The organism is Peterkaempfera podocarpi (assembly GCF_042466665.1).
Classification (GTDB): Bacteria; Actinomycetota; Actinomycetes; order Streptomycetales; family Streptomycetaceae; genus Peterkaempfera; species Peterkaempfera podocarpi.
Genome location: NZ_CP162102.1, coordinates 7,962,584 through 7,977,130 on the forward strand (window position 1 = coordinate 7,962,584; position 14,547 = coordinate 7,977,130).

Genomic DNA, 14,547 nt, shown 5'->3' on the forward strand with positions numbered 1-14,547 from the left:
CGGGCTGCCAGTTGTGGGAGGAGCTGCGGTCGGCGCAGGTCAGCGGGGGGCGGTCTCTGCGTCGAGCCACGCCAGGTACTCAGCGCTGCCCCGCTCGATGTCGGCGGAGATGATCTCCGGTGTTTCGTAGGTGTGCGTCTCCTTGATGATCCGCTCCAGGTCGTCGAACCGGTCGGCCGGAAGCTTGTACAGCACCCGCCACTCCATGTCGACCTGCACGGCGCCCTCCCACCAGTACACGGACCGGATGGGGCCGTCGATCTGCGCGCACCCTGCGACCCGCGCCTCGACTGCGGCCCGCGCCAGTTCCTCGGCGCGGTCGGCAGTGTCAGTGGTCGTCAGTACCGTGATGTACTCGGCCATGTGACCTCCCTGGTCGGTGGGCTCCGAGAGTAGCCTGCGGCACTCACCCCTCGTCCTCCCCACACTGCCAGCACGCTATGAAGTAGCCCAAAAGCTCGATCCCATGAGCGCCCGCACGCACATCTGCTGGGCTCCCGCGGCGCCATGAATCGCACCACGGAAACTGTGCTGATCTCGGTCCTGCTTCAAAAGCCCGCGTCGAGTGAGCGGTCAGTCGGCAGTGCGTCAGCGTTGGCCCGGTCGCCGGCCCGAGCTACCTCATGGACTCTTCCCGAGCAGAAGCGTTCCCGGCGCTGTTCGTCGCCGCTGCCGCCCCAGGATTCAGGTGTCCGGCTCGGCGCAGCCAAGGCAGATCTCCAATGCGGCCCGGCGGCCGGGCGGCAGGTGGTCATCGAGCGGGCTCTGCCTGGGGCTGTGCTCACCGTCGCAGATCCAGCTCCGCTCGTCCGCGTTGGACGAGCCCGGCAATGAAACGTCAGAGACCCTATTTCACAAGGTGGTTGGTGGTATCGGACGTGGCCGTGCCCGGTGCATAGTGCGGCCGATCGGGCGGTCGCCGCGCGTGGGGGAGGGGAGCTCGCAGGGGTCGACATCGGCTGGGCGCGGAAGCAGCCCCACTGACAGCAGGCCTTGACAGGTCCAGACCAATACGAGAGTGTTCCTCGACCCCACTCGAACCCCCCACAGGGAGTGGTTACGTGTCGAGACAACGTCTTATTGCGTTCCTGGCCGCGCTTGCGTCCATCGTGGGCCTGGCGATTCTGGTCCCCATGGCGTCCCCCGCCGCAGCGGCGGACTGCGCCGCTGCCTGGAACTCGTCCTCGGTCTACACCGGCGGCATGACCGCCTCGTACAACAGCCACAACTGGTCCGCGAAATGGTGGACGCAGGGCGAGACGCCCGGTGCCGCCGACGTCTGGGCCGATCAGGGTGCGTGCAGCGGCGGCAGTGGCGGCACCGGTGGATCGACCGGCGGCACCGGCGGCTGCAGCTACCCGGCCTGGGTCGCGGGCCGTGCCTATGTCACGGGTGACATCGTGCAGTACACCAACGGTCTCGACTACATAGCCACCCACGACAACCCGGGCTACGACCCGACCATCAGCACCTGGTACTGGAGCCCGTACACCTGCTCGGGTGGTGGCACCACCCCGCCGCCGGCCGGTGGATTCGTGGTCAGCGAAGCGCAGTTCAACCAGATGTTCCCGAGCCGGAACTCCTTCTACACCTACAGCGGTCTGACGGCGGCACTCAGCGCGTACCCGGGCTTCGCCAACACCGGCAGCGACACGGTGAAGAAGCAGGAGGCCGCGGCCTTCCTCGCCAATGTCAGCCACGAGACCGGCGGTCTGGTCTACATAGTGGAGCAGAACACCGCCAACTACCCGCACTACTGCGACACGGGCCAGCCCTACGGCTGCCCTGCGGGACAGTCGGCGTACTACGGCCGCGGGCCCATGCAGCTGAGCTGGAACTTCAACTACAAGGCGGCCGGCGACTCGTTGGGCATCGACCTGCTGGACAACCCCAACCTCGTGCAGACCGACTCCGCCATCGCCTGGAAGACCGGCCTGTGGTACTGGAACACCCAGTCCGGCCCCGGCACGATGACCCCGCACAACGCCATGGTCAACGGTGCCGGCTTCGGTGAGACCATCCGCAGCATCAACGGCAGCATCGAGTGCAACGGCGGCAACCCCGCCGAGGTGCAGGACCGCGTCAACGCCTACCAGAGGTTCACGTCCCTCCTGGGCGTTCCGGCGGGCAACAACCTTTCCTGCTGAGGCCCGACCCCTCGGCTCAGCCAGACGTCCCGTCCCCGCTTCACGGGGGCGGGATGTCGCGCGATGCATGGGCCGGTCTTCCCCGGGCCGTCCGTCATCGCCGGTTTCGATGGTCAACAGGCGCTCACCGCAGCTGGCGGTCCCGGCGACTCACCGCCACAACCTGCGCACTGAGTCGCGGAGTGGCGCCTCGACATCGTCATTGGATCTGATCAGTCGGCATGTGCGCTCCCGCCGACCGTCGGATCGGTGCGCGGCGCATGCACCGGCAGTGCGGGTGCCCGTAGCTGTGTCACGGGCAGGACGAGACGCGAGGGGCGCGCCGCGTCGTGATGGACGGTCTGGCGGGCGGCGGGCAGCACGCCGTCGTCCGGTGCGCTGTCATGGCAACCCGGATTGCGGTCCCAGCGAGGGAAACAACTGGAGGCGACCTGCAGGCGGATGCGGTGGCCCGGCAGGAAGACATGAGCGGTGGACCACAGGTCGATCCGGTGTTCCGGGGGCGGCGGGGGGCCGTTGGCGGCGGGGAATGCGGGCGAGGTGCGCAGGATGCCATCGGTGACGTTGCATGAGACACCGTCCGGAGTCACGTCGCAGAGCCGGGCGATCCAGTCGGTGGTGGGTGCGGTGGAGTCGGCGGCCAGGTGAACCCGGACGCGGCCGATCACCTCCAGCGGAGCGTCCAGGGGTTCGCTGGTGTAGACGAGGACGTCGGCGCGTTGCTCGACGTCATGCTGGTCGACGGGCCCGGCGGGGTACTCGGGGGCCATCAGAAGAGCGCCGCCCCGCGTGGGGACGGGGTCGTTCGGGTCGTGCCGGAAGACGCCGGGTGGGGCATCCGGGGCCGGAAGTCCGCGGGAGAGTGTGCCGTCGGTGTGCAGGTACCAGGAGAGGCCGGTGGACCGAGGGGGCCAGCTCTCCAGGCGGTGCCAGCGGTTGACACCCATGACGAACAACAGCACCGGCGGCTCGGCTGCCGAGGGAACAGGAGCCGGTGCGGGCGGCGCCCCGCGCGGGAGATGGCGGTCGAGCCAGTCCAGCTGCCGTACGAGGAGGGAGGCGCCGCCGTCGATCGCCGCCGCGTCGGCCCCCGGGCCGAAGTCCGTGTCGCCGATGAGTCTGCCCTGGTCGGAGTGCGTCCACGGCCCGACGATCAGGGCGGCCGGCGCGCCGGAGCGGCGCGCGTCGAGGTGGTTGTCGAGGCTTCCCTGCAGGAAGCAGTCGAACCAGCCGGCGACGGTCAGTGTGGGCACGGCGCGTTCAGGGCGGCGGGCCTTCGCCGCAGGGGGTGCTGTTACGTGCGCTGCGGAGTGCGGTCGGGGAACTGCGGGTGCCGGCAGGCCGAGGCGGCGCACGGTGGGCAGGTCGTGGGCGGGGAGCTCCCAGTAGGTATGCGTGGCCAGGTTGTCGAGGGCCGAGTTCAGGAGGGGGAGATGCCTCCGAAGTTCCGCGGGGCGGTCGGCGTGGCGGCGTTCGAGGACGTTGAACCCGAGGGTCAGCGTCCAGTGGGTCAGGAGCCCGAGTTCCAGGGCGCCGCCGCGGCTGAGCAGGCCGTTGTGGGGGTCGGCCCAGGTGAGTTCGGGAACGGCGGCGTGCAGTTGGGGCGGATGGGCCGCCATGGCGGCGCGCTGGGTGTGTCCGAGATAGCTGGGGCCGTACATGCCGACGCGGCCGTCCGCGCCGGGCAGGCGGGCGGCCCAGGCGACGGTGTCGAAGCCGTCGGCGCCTTCGTGCACCAGCGGCTGCCAGTGGCCGTCTGAGCGGAAACGGCCGCGGCAGTCCTGGACGACGACCAGGTAGCCGCGGCGGGCGGCCGCGACGGGGTCGAGGCGTGCGAGCACGCCGGGGTCCTGCTTGCCGTAGGGCGTGCGCGCGAGCAGGACCGGCCACGGCCCGCTGCCGGCAGGCCGGTAGACGTCGGCGCGCAGGACGGTGCCGTCGCGCATCGTGGCTTCGAGGTCGACCCGGAGGTCGATGTCCCGGTGCGGGTGATGCACGACGGCACCTTCCTGGTGTCGGTCAGCGGCTGACGGTCAGCGGCCGAGGGCCATCGGCCGAGCGTCATCGGCTAGGGGTCATCCGTCGATGGTCAGCCGATGCTCAGGTCGTCGATGTAACCCCGGTAGCCTCCGGTCGAGTTGGGGTTGTCGTAGCCGACCGTGATCCGGCCGATCTTCTTGTTGGCGTTGCCGGTGCCGAGGTTGACGGTGATGTGGTTCCAGGTGTCGAGGGTCAGATGCCCGCACTGCTGGGCGGGGTGGACGTTCACACCGTTCTGGTTGACCGCACCGGAATCCCGCAGGGTGCTGCCGTCGGTGAAGACCATGTCGACGGCGACGCAACTGCTGTTGCCCGACCCCGCCGCCACCCAGGTGGTGGTGGCGTTGCTCTGCGGGTAGATCCAATAGCTCAGGGTCTTGCCGCCGCCGATCGCCAGTGGGCTGCCGCTGAGGTCGTAGACCTCCATATAGGCGTGGACGGCGCTGCCGCCCTGTCCGGATCCGGAGTACATCAGCGCGCCGCTGCCGGTGTGCGAGGTCTCACCGGTACGCACGGCCGCCTCCGGCCCGGTCAGTCCGCAGCACAGCCCGGTCACCGAAGCCAGCCCGCCGCCGGCCGTGTCCACGGTGTTGGTCCAGGTCGGCGCCTGGTCGGCGGACTCGAAGCCCGAGCTGAAGCTGCTGCTGGTGGTGCCGGGGCTGGTCTGCAGCGGCTGGGTCAGCTCGCTCTGGATGGTGGCGAGCGGGGTACCGGCGGGGGCCAGGTCGAGCGTGTCACCCGCGGAGGTCGCCACGGTGATCTTCGAGCCGGACATGGTGCCGGCGTCGGTGCCGTTGTGGTAGACCTCGACGCTGCCCGACCAGGGGTTGGTGAAGGTGAGGTTGCCGCCGCTCCGGCTGACGACCCGTGCGTACTGGACGGCGTTGCCCGAGATACTGCTGGAGATCGCGAAGTTGCCGTAGGCGAGGAGGTCGCCGAACTTCGCGTTGGTGTTCGCCGGCCAGTCGGGGAAGAACTTGATGTCCTTCTGGAAGGACTGCAGGAGCATCTCGTCCAGGCCCGACGTGGTGACGTTGATGTTCTCGATGCCGCCGCCGCCGTGGTGGACGGCCATGTTCGGGTAGCTCTGGGACGTGGCCTCGTTGTCCAGGTTGCTCATGATGGTGGCGGCGTTGTAGCCGACCCGGGCGGCGGCGGCGTAGAAGGTGGCCGGAGCGTTCCCGCCGTGCCAGGAGTTGGTGAGCGCGCCGACGGTGTTCTGTGCGGTGGTCAGCAGCGTTCTGTCGCTGTCCAGTCCGACCAGGCCGCCGGGGTAGATGGCCTGGGCGTCGATGTCGTTGCCGTCGTTGATGAAGTCGCTGCCGACCTCGGTCTCTCGCAGAATCGTCTGGCCGTTCAGCGTCATCGTCGGCAGGGCGCTGAGGTGCGAGGTGATGTTCTGCCAGGTCGTACGGGTGGCGGCGTCCTGGCCGAGTGCGGTGCTCATGTCGATCAGGCCCTGGAGGAGCAGATGGACCAGGCCGAGTGACATCCCGGAGTTGGTCTGCGGGTAGCTCTGGTCCTCGTGCGGGGCGTCGTTGCTGATGACATAGCGGTTGTTGGCGGCGTCCCAGGTCAGGTAGTTCTGCCAGAACAGGCCGACCTGCTTGAGCCAGGGGTACACCTTGTTGGCGTAGGCGGTGTCGCCGGTGTACTCGAAGCGCATCACCATGTCGCTGGCCAGGTTGGCCGCGTTCGACTTCTGGTTGTGCAGGTTGGTGTCGGCGCTGGTGCCCTTGGGCGACAGCCCCACCGGGTAGTAGACGCCGCTGTAGCCGTTGGCTGTCGCCAGCGCCTGGCCCGCCGACTGCCAGTCGAGGACCGGCTGGTCGTAGGCGTCCATCTGCGCGATGTGGTTGGTGGACAGGGCGGCGTAGAACGGGGCCTCGTAGTTGTAGTTGGTGTGGTAGTCCCCGTTCCAGTTCATGTTGCCGGTGATCCAGTTGCCCCACAGGCCGGGGGCGTACTTGCCGGACCGTGAGACGCAGGCCAGCAGGTAGAGCGAGCCGTACCAGCTCTTCTCCACGGACTTGTCCGGGATCTCGACGTACGACTGCGACCAGTAGCTCTGCCACCAGGCGCGGTGGGAGGCGTTGTGGTTGTTCACATCGGTCTGGGTGAGGTTCTGGACCAGGGCGTCGGCAGCGGACTGCCAGGACGAGTTGTCGATGCTGGAGACGATCCCGGTGACCAGGGTGGCCGTGCCGCCGGGCTGCAGGGTCATGTTGAGCGTGTTGCCGGAGACCGTCTGGGACTGGCCGATGATCCGGGCGGCCATCCGGGCGTGCGGGTCGCTGCCGGACCCGGTGTCCGCGTACACGTCCGCGTCGAGATCGTTGCCCGTGGTCGTGACCGTGGGGGCGCCGCCGGAGCCGTTCTGCAGCGTGACGCCTATGCTCTGGGCGCTGCCGCCGGCCAGCGCGAACGAGGTGACCAGCAGGCCCGCGTCGGCGTCGACCCAGCTGCTGGTGGTCAGCGTCTGACCGCTCAGTGTGTAGGTGCCGTCGACCTCGGCGTGGGCGATGTCCTGCACCACCTTGTAGGACGCTCCGCTGAGCCCAGGGGCCTTGAGGACGACCCGGCCCAGCGGCTTGATCGCATGGCTGGACGCGGAGAAGAAGTCGTTCTTCCCGACGTACAGCGTCTGGTTGTTGATGGACCCGCCCACAGCGACACCGATGTCGCCGTTGCCGAGCAGCGGGGCATCGACACTTCCGCCGCCGGTCAGCTGGGTCGGCGGGCTGGTCCACACGCCCGTGTACTGCTGCGCGATCCGCCAGGCCTGGTTGGCGGTGACCGGGTCGGCCAGCGCGGGGTGGGTGAGGACGGTGGTGACCACGGTGCAGGCGAGTCCGATGACCGTGGCGACGCTGACGGCCTTTCGGGGTTGCACGCGCAGCTTCCTGAGGCGTACCTCGAGCTTCATCGACCGAACCTCTCATCCAGCTTGGGGTGGGGGAGACGGACGTCGCTTGTGGCGGGGTGGGGTGTCCGTGCGGTGCCGAGAGGAGCGGTCGGCGGAGCTGGGGATCAGGACCTGCCGGCGCGTCGGTGATCGGTCCCGCTGATCACGACGGCGCGCTGCGGCGTACGGACACCTGCACCGGCCGGCGGTGCAGCGACAGGTCGTGCGGTCGGCCCAGGCGTCACCGTCACCGCAACCGGAGGGGCCCGAGGGAGACGCAGGGCCCGCCCGTCGCGTGGGCAGGATCGACCGGATGGCCGCGTTGAAATAACGTTATCGCGAAAGGTTGGGGGCGGTTCGGGGCTGTGTCAAGGGTTCTGGCACGGGGGCGGCGATCCGCCGGGGGCTCAGGCCGGGATCTCGCCGGAGCCGCGGACCTTCAGCGTCAGCGGGACGACGATGGTCTGCACCGGCCGGGCGGGGTCGGCCATCCGCGCGCGCAGCAGCTCGACCGCGGTCTGGCCGATCTTCGTGGTCTGCTGGGCGACGACGGTGAGAGCCGGCTTGAGCAGCTCGGCGTGCGGGACCTCGTCGAAGCCGACGATGGCCAGCCGTGAGGCGGCCTCGGTCCCCAGGACCCGCAGCACCGTGAGCGTGGTGTCCATACTGCCGGTGACCAGCGCGGTTGCCGGTTCCGGCCCGCGCAGCGCGATGTCGAGGACCGCGGCCACCCGCTCGGGGGTGATCTCCCCGGGGTGGACCAGGCCCTCGATCGGCTGCCCGTGGGCCCTCAGCGCGGCGCGGAAGGCCGCCGCGCGCTCCCGTCCCGAGTAGACCTGTTCGCGGTCGCCGACGTAGGCGATGCGGCGGTGCCCGTGCCGGCTCAGGTGATGGAACGCGATGCCGATGCCCGAGGCGTTGTCGGACATGACGCAGTCCGCCGAGATGCCGCCCATCGGCCGGTCCATCGCCACGATGGGCATGCCCTCGTCGAGTTCGGGCTGCAGATAGCCGTGGTTCTCGCCGAACGGCTCGACGATGATGCCGTCGAGTCGCTGCCGGCACATGGAGGCCAGAATCTCCCGCTCTCTGGCCTCCTCGAAGTCCGTGGACGCCGCCAGCAGGGTCAGCCCCGACGCCCGGGCGGTCTGCTCGATGGCCGCCAGCTCCGGGTTGGCCTCGGCGATGCGCCGGACCGCGGCGCCTATCGTCCCGGTGACGCCGGTGCGCAGCTGGCGGGCCCGCTCGTCCGGGCGGTAGTTCAGCGCCGTGATCGCGGCCCGTACCTTGGCCGCGTACTCGGGGCCCACGGTCGGGTCGTCGTTGACCACGCGGGAGACGGTCCGCAGCGCCACGCCTGCCTCCCTGGCCACATCGACCATGGTCGGCCGCTTGGGGCGGCTCCCGGCGGCGTTCCCACCCCGTGCTGGGCTCATCCGGTCACTCCTCGTTGTCACCGCGCACCGTTATGAGATCGACTCTTGACACATTCCCGCAACGCGCGCGTACTCTCGCGATAACGTTATCTCGAAGGTGCTCCGGCGTCGATCCTTCCCCCGCGATCCGCCTCACCCACGGTTCGCATCACCCTTCAGGAGACTTCCATGCGGCACAAGATTCTCACCGCGGCCTGCCTGACCGCAGGGCTCGCGCTGGTGACCGGATGTTCCGCAGCCTCTACGGCAGACAGTGCGTCGGGCGGCTCCACCCTGACCTATCTGACCTTCGAGACGCCGAGCCTGACCGCGTCGTTCTGGGACGCCTCCATCGCCAACGCCCAGAAGACGGTCCCCGGGCTGACGGTGAAGAAGCTGGTCTCCCCGGACACGGATCGCGACGCCTACGCCAAGCAGCTGCAGGCCTCCGGGCAGTTCCCCGATCTGCTCCAGTCGATCACGCCGTCGACCTTCGCCACGGCCGGTCTGCTCAAGCCCTACGACCAGAGCTGGGTCGACGCCAACTTCCTGCTGCCGCAGGGCAACGCCTACAAGGGGAAGGTCTACATCCCGCCGACCAACTCCCAGATCATCCCCGAGGTGTTCTACAACAAGAAGCTTTTCGCCAAGGCCGGCATCACCTCCGCGCCCAAGACCTGGTCCGACTTCATGGCCGACTGCGCCAAGCTCAAGAAGGCCGGTGTCACCCCCGTCGAGCTGGGCGGCGGCGACCCCTTCTCCGCCTCGATGCCGCTGGTCGGCGTCCTCTCCGCGGACGTTCTGGGCAAGGACCCCCACTGGCTGCAGGAACGCTACGCCGGCAAGGTCCACTTCACCGACCCGAATGTCGAGACCGCCGTCGCCAAGTACCGGACGATGGTCAAGAACGGCTACTTCGAGGACGGCGCACTCGGCGTCAAGTACGCCGACTCCATCACCAACTTCACCTCCGGCAAGACCGCGATGTACATGATGGGCAGCTGGTTCCTCGGCTCGGTGCCCAAGGACCACGCCGATGACTTCGGTGCCTTCCTCACCCCCACCGACGACGGCTCCACCGTGGTGCCCTTCGCGGTCGGCGGATCGATGGCGATCAGCGCCAAGACCAAGGACCAGGAGAAGGCCACCGCCTTCGCCCAGGCATGGTCGGTCGACCCGGCCAACCTGAAGACCCTGATCGAGGGCGACGGCGCCTTCCCCATGCTCAAGGGCAAGACCCTGGCCGACTACAACGTCAACGTCACCCAGGTCTTCAGGGACTCCTACGCCTACGTCACCAACCAGAACTCCAAGGTCTCCGCCATTGGCTGGGCCACCAACGACGACGCCATGCCCTCCGGCCTGAACGACGCCTTCTACGCCGCCAGCCAGGCGCTGTTCACCTCCGACGACATCCACGGCCAGCTGGCCAAGCTCGACGCCGCCTGGGACGCGGCGACCAAGTAGCACCGCACCGGCGCCGGGCGAACCGGGCGCGGCGCCGGTTGCACTGCCATCCGACTCCTCCGAGGGAACACGCCATGACCACCCGAGTCCGGCCGCGCCGCGGCGACCCTGCGCTCGGCGCCATCGCCATGCTGGCGCTGGGACTGTATGTCCTGTTCATCGTTGTCCCAGTGGTCATGAGCGCCTGGAAGAGCCTGACCAACGAGAACCCGCTCCAGGGCCACGCCGACTTCATCGGTGTCGACAACTACACCGCGATGGTCCACGACAGCGCCCTGGCCGCCAGTCTGACCTTCACCCTGGCCCTGGCCGCCGTGGTCACGGTGGCGGCCAACGCGCTGGGCATCGGCTTCGCGATACTGCTGAACAAGACATCGCTGAGCTTCCGGATGATGCGTACGGTCGCCTTCCTGCCCCAGGTGCTGTCCGGCGTGATCGTCGGCTTCGTCTGGCGCTACATCCTGGCCCAGGACGGCATCCTCAACCACATCCTGGACTCGCTCGGCATCATCGACCACCCCATCACCTGGCTCGGCAGCCCGCACCTGGCCATGTTCTCCGTCGGCCTGGTCGCCGCCTGGGTGCTCACCGGCTTCACCACCGTGGTCCACCTCGCCGCCCTGCAGTCCATCCCGGTCGAGCTCTACCAGGCCGCCATGGTGGACGGGGCCGGCCGCTGGCAGCGGTTCCGGCAGATCACCCTCCCCATGGTGGCGCCGGGCACCACCATCAGCGTCACCATCTCGCTGATCACCATGCTCAAGCTGTACGACATCATCGCCGTGCTCACCTCCGGCGGGCCCGCGAACTCCACCCAGTCCACCGCTCTCTACATCATCAAACTCGCCTTCACGGACGACCGGTTCGGCTACGCCTCGGCGGTGGCCATGCTGCTCCTGGCCGTCTCCGCGGTCATCGCGCTGTTCGTGACCGGCCTGCTGCGCCGCCGGGAGGTGGACCTGTGACCGCATCGACCTCGCAGCGACCGACTGCTCAGCGACCGACATCGCAGAGTCGAGTCGCCGCCGTACCGACCGGCGCACCGCGCCCCAACCGCCGCGTATGGGCGTCCAAGGGCCACCTGACCGCGGCCGGGCTGCTGACGCTGGCGTTCGTCAGCCCGATCTACCTCACGATCGTCAACGCCTTCAAGTCCCAGGACCAGATCATCAAGAACCCGGCGGCGCCGCCCGCGCCGCCGACCCTGCACAACCTCACGGACGCCCTGTCCCGCCCGGACCGGATCATCCAGATCGGCCTGACCAACTCGGCCGTCACCGTCATCGCCTCGGTGCTGCTGATCATCCCGCTCGGCGCCGCCTTCAGTTTCTGGCTCAGCCGCCGTCCGGCCCGCTTCCGGCGGATCGTCCTCGCCTGCTTCTCCGCCGGTCTGATGATCCCGCCCGCGGTGATCCTGCTGCCCACCATCCGGATCCTGACCTTCCTTCACCTGGACCACACCTATCCCGGGCTGATCCTGGCCAATGTCGGCGGCGGCTATCTGTCCTTCGCGGTCTTCGTCTACTCCGGCTTCCTGCGCTCCATCCCCGACGAGATCGTCGAGGCCGCCACCGTGGACGGCGCGGGCACCCTGCGGACCTGGTGGACGATCGTCATGCCGCTGCTGCGGCCGGCCACCGCGACCGTCGCCATCTTCCTCTCGCTGTGGATCTGGAACGACTTCATGAACCCGCAGTTCATCCTCGGTCCGCTGCACGGGCAGACCGTCACCACGGGCCTGTACCAGTCGGTCGGCCAGTACTCCACCAACTACGCCCAGTTGTTCGGCGTCATGTTCCTGGCCGCGGTGATCCCGGTTGCCGGATACCTCGCCCTCCAGAAGCAGTTCATCGCCGGACTCACCTCGGGAGCCAGCAAGTGACCCTCACGACCGATGCCGGCCCCACCGGCACCGACCTCGCCCCCGGAGTCCCGGACCTGGACGACGTCGCGGGCCACTGGGTGGACGCGGCCGAGATCGCCCACCTGCCCACCCTGCGCAACCAGCAGGGCCAAGGGCACGTCAACACCGACCTCACCTCCGCCTCGTGGCTGGTCGCACCGCCCTTCACCTTCGGCTACCACACCGGCGCACTGCACGTCGACGGCCGCACCCCTGCCGCCCAGCGCTTTCTGTGGAAGCCGTGGGGCGTGGTGCGCGAGCACCGCGGCGACGGCCTGCTGCTGCGCACCGACACCCGGCTGGCCCTCTCCCGCGACCTGCTGCTGTGGCAGATCACGGTCACCAACGAGGGCGCCGAGGCCAGGACCGTAGAGCTGTCCCAGGACCTGTACGCCATGGTCGCCCACACCGAGGTCGGCTACGGCTGGCTGTACGACGTGCCCTGGAACCACGGCAACCACCATGACTTCATGGCCCTGGAGCGCATCCGGGCCACCACCAGTGGCCGTGCCGCGTCCTACCTGCTCTCGCCGGCCTCGCGGCGGCTGCGGCTGGGCAGGCCCCGCATCCCGGGGATCCAGCGCGACGAGGACCAGGGGCCCATGCTCCTGGACGACGCGCTGCCCTCGCACTTCAGCCACGACAAGGAGCCCGAACCCCGGATCGGCGTGGCCGGGACCGTCCGGGCGCTCCGGGTCGAGTCCGGCGACGGCGAAGCCGTGCTGGAGCTGGGCGAGCCGGTCACGCTCACCCCCGACGGCGAGGCGGTGTTCGACGCCTTTGTGCTCACTGCGGGCACGACCATCGGCTTCGACCTGCGACTCGACGCGGCCGGGCAGTCCGGCACCGTCCTCACCCATGGCAACCACCCCGACTCCCTGCAGATCGGCGTCGAGGACGGCCGCCTGTGGCTCGGCATCACCGGGGAGCGCGAGTTCGGCACCGCAGAACTCTCCGAGGGCAGCTGGCACCGGGTCAGTGTGCGCGTCGAGGCCGACCACGCGGTGCTCGTGCTCGACGGGGCCGAGATCGCCCGGACCGGGCACTGGAGCACATCGCGCCGCTGGTCCTCCCAAGTGACCGACGGCCTGCTCGCCGTCGAGGACAGCCGCTCCGCGGCACGGGCGGCCTACGCCTTCTCCGGACCCTCGCCCCGCCTCACCGCCACCGGAGCCGGCGGTCGGGCCGAGTGGAGCTGCCGGGTGGAGCCCGGGCAGAGCCTCACCCTCCGGATCGTCTGTGCCTATGGGACCGACGCCGCTCAGGTCCGGGCCGAGGCCCGCGCCGCCGCCCAGGACTTCGACGCAACGATGCGCGCCGGGGAGGACGGCTGGCGACAGCACTGGACCCATGTGTTCACCCCGGGCAACCCCGACTTCTCCGGGCACCTGCCGACCCTCACCACCGACGACGCCGGCCTGGCGACGACGTATTACATGGGTGCCCTGCAGCTGCTCTACATGCGCAACACCCGTATCCGGCCCGGCGAGCCGGTGTTCCTCACCGGCGGACCGCGCCTGGGCCCGACCACCACGTACTTCTGGGACCATTGCGAGTGGTCCCGGATGTACGCCCTGCTGGAGCCGGCCGGGCTGCGGTCCTGGCTGCTGCGCGTCCTCGCCGGGCCCTACCAGGACTCCTTCGGCATCGACGCCCGCAGCGGCGGCCCGCTCGGGAACGCCTACAGCGCCAACCACTACGCCCTCTTCCGGCTGATCGAGCACTATGTGTGCATCACCGGCGACACGGCTTTCCTGGACACGACCACCGGCGGCGCAACCGTCCTCGACCACCTGGAACGCCTGGGCTTCGGCTGGCGCGGCAAGCGCCGCCCCGCCACCGGAGGGGTGCTCGCGGACTTCGGCGACGACGCCTGGCAGCTGCTGGAGTGCGTCCCCACCTACCGGGGTGTGGTCGCCGGCTTCAACGGCGCCTATGTCGGCACCACCCGCGCCCTGGCTGGTCTCTACCGGCAGCGGGGCCGCGACGCGGACGCCGACCGGACCGAGGCCGAGGCCCGCGAACTGGCCGACGCGGTCCTGGACCTGTACGCCGGGGACGGCCGCTGGCGCATCCGCAGGCCGGACGGGACGGACACCATCGGCCACTGCCTGGACTTCGGGCTGGTCGCTGCGTACCTGTACCGCGACCTCGACCCGCAGGTGCGGCGTGAGATGGCCGACTTTGTCGAGAGCGACCTGCTGGTCGGCGGCTGGATGCGGGCGCTGAGCCTCAACGACCCGATCGCCGGGGCCTCCGACCGGCCCGACCACGGTGCGGCCGGCGCCTTCTGCGCCTGGCCGGGTGTCACCGCCCACGGCCTGGCCCGGCTCGGCTTCCGCGACCGGGCGCTCGCCCTGCTGCGGGGCCTCTCGTCCGCCGCCTCCGGCGGGCTGTGGGGCCAGGCCATGGAGATCGTCACCGGAGCGGACGGACACCCCCGCGCCCAGGTCGCGGAACGGGGCGTCTCCAACCGCGAGAGCATCGCCGGGGCAGCCGGAGCGGAAGCAGTGATGTCCGCGCTCTTCGACGTGAACCCGTCGTTCGCCGACGGCCGGCGCCCGGGATCCCTGCCCGACACCGTCACCGTCGACGGCATCGGAACGCTCAGCGGTCTCCGCCCGGCCAAGTGATCCCCGGCGGATCACCGCCGGCCGCCGGCTGACCGCA

At 69.5% G+C, this 14,547-nt stretch carries 9 protein-coding genes; 5 read left to right on the forward strand and 4 right to left on the reverse strand.

What is annotated here, in order from left to right; all coding sequences use genetic code 11:
* Positions 1-39 precede the first annotated feature (39 nt).
* On the reverse strand, positions 40-363 hold the full coding sequence (gene cutA, locus AB0761_RS34710; protein WP_377273230.1) for a divalent-cation tolerance protein CutA: 324 nt from the start codon (positions 361-363) through the stop codon (positions 40-42).
* A gap of 698 nt (positions 364-1,061) precedes the next feature.
* Between cutA and AB0761_RS34715 the strand changes: the two genes are divergently transcribed.
* Positions 1,062-2,147, forward strand: coding sequence for a glycoside hydrolase family 19 protein (locus AB0761_RS34715; RefSeq protein ID WP_377273231.1), 1,086 nt, complete (start codon positions 1,062-1,064; stop codon positions 2,145-2,147).
* A 212-nt stretch (positions 2,148-2,359) separates the two neighbouring features.
* Here AB0761_RS34715 and AB0761_RS34720 read toward each other — a convergent pair whose 3' ends face one another.
* The 3 genes from AB0761_RS34720 to AB0761_RS34730 form a co-directional block, all read right to left on the reverse strand.
* On the reverse strand, positions 2,360-4,144 hold the full coding sequence (locus AB0761_RS34720; RefSeq protein ID WP_377273232.1) for a CocE/NonD family hydrolase: 1,785 nt from the start codon (positions 4,142-4,144) through the stop codon (positions 2,360-2,362).
* Positions 4,145-4,236: 92 nt separating this feature from the next.
* Positions 4,237-7,080, reverse strand: a complete 2,844-nt coding sequence (locus tag AB0761_RS34725; protein WP_377273233.1) for a hypothetical protein — start codon at positions 7,078-7,080, stop codon at positions 4,237-4,239.
* Positions 7,081-7,499: 419 nt separating this feature from the next.
* Positions 7,500-8,528: a LacI family DNA-binding transcriptional regulator gene (locus AB0761_RS34730; RefSeq protein ID WP_377273234.1), complete on the reverse strand. Its 1,029-nt coding sequence runs from the start codon at positions 8,526-8,528 to the stop codon at positions 7,500-7,502.
* A gap of 168 nt (positions 8,529-8,696) precedes the next feature.
* Here AB0761_RS34730 and AB0761_RS34735 point away from each other — a divergent pair, with 168 nt between their 5' ends.
* From AB0761_RS34735 to AB0761_RS34750, 4 genes are all read left to right on the forward strand, one after another.
* The gene (locus tag AB0761_RS34735) at positions 8,697-9,974 is read left to right on the forward strand and encodes an ABC transporter substrate-binding protein (RefSeq protein WP_377273235.1); all 1,278 of its coding nucleotides are present in this window, start codon (positions 8,697-8,699) and stop codon (positions 9,972-9,974) included.
* A gap of 74 nt (positions 9,975-10,048) precedes the next feature.
* Entirely contained in the window at positions 10,049-10,939 is an 891-nt protein-coding gene (locus AB0761_RS34740; protein ID WP_377273236.1) for a carbohydrate ABC transporter permease, read from the forward strand.
* A complete protein-coding gene (locus AB0761_RS34745; RefSeq protein ID WP_377273237.1) occupies positions 10,936-11,856 on the forward strand; it encodes a carbohydrate ABC transporter permease in 921 nt (306 codons plus the stop codon). The genes AB0761_RS34740 and AB0761_RS34745 overlap by 4 nt, the downstream gene beginning before the upstream one ends.
* Entirely contained in the window at positions 11,853-14,510 is a 2,658-nt protein-coding gene (locus AB0761_RS34750) for a hypothetical protein (protein WP_377273238.1), read from the forward strand. The genes AB0761_RS34745 and AB0761_RS34750 overlap by 4 nt, the downstream gene beginning before the upstream one ends.
* Positions 14,511-14,547: the final 37 nt, after the last annotated feature.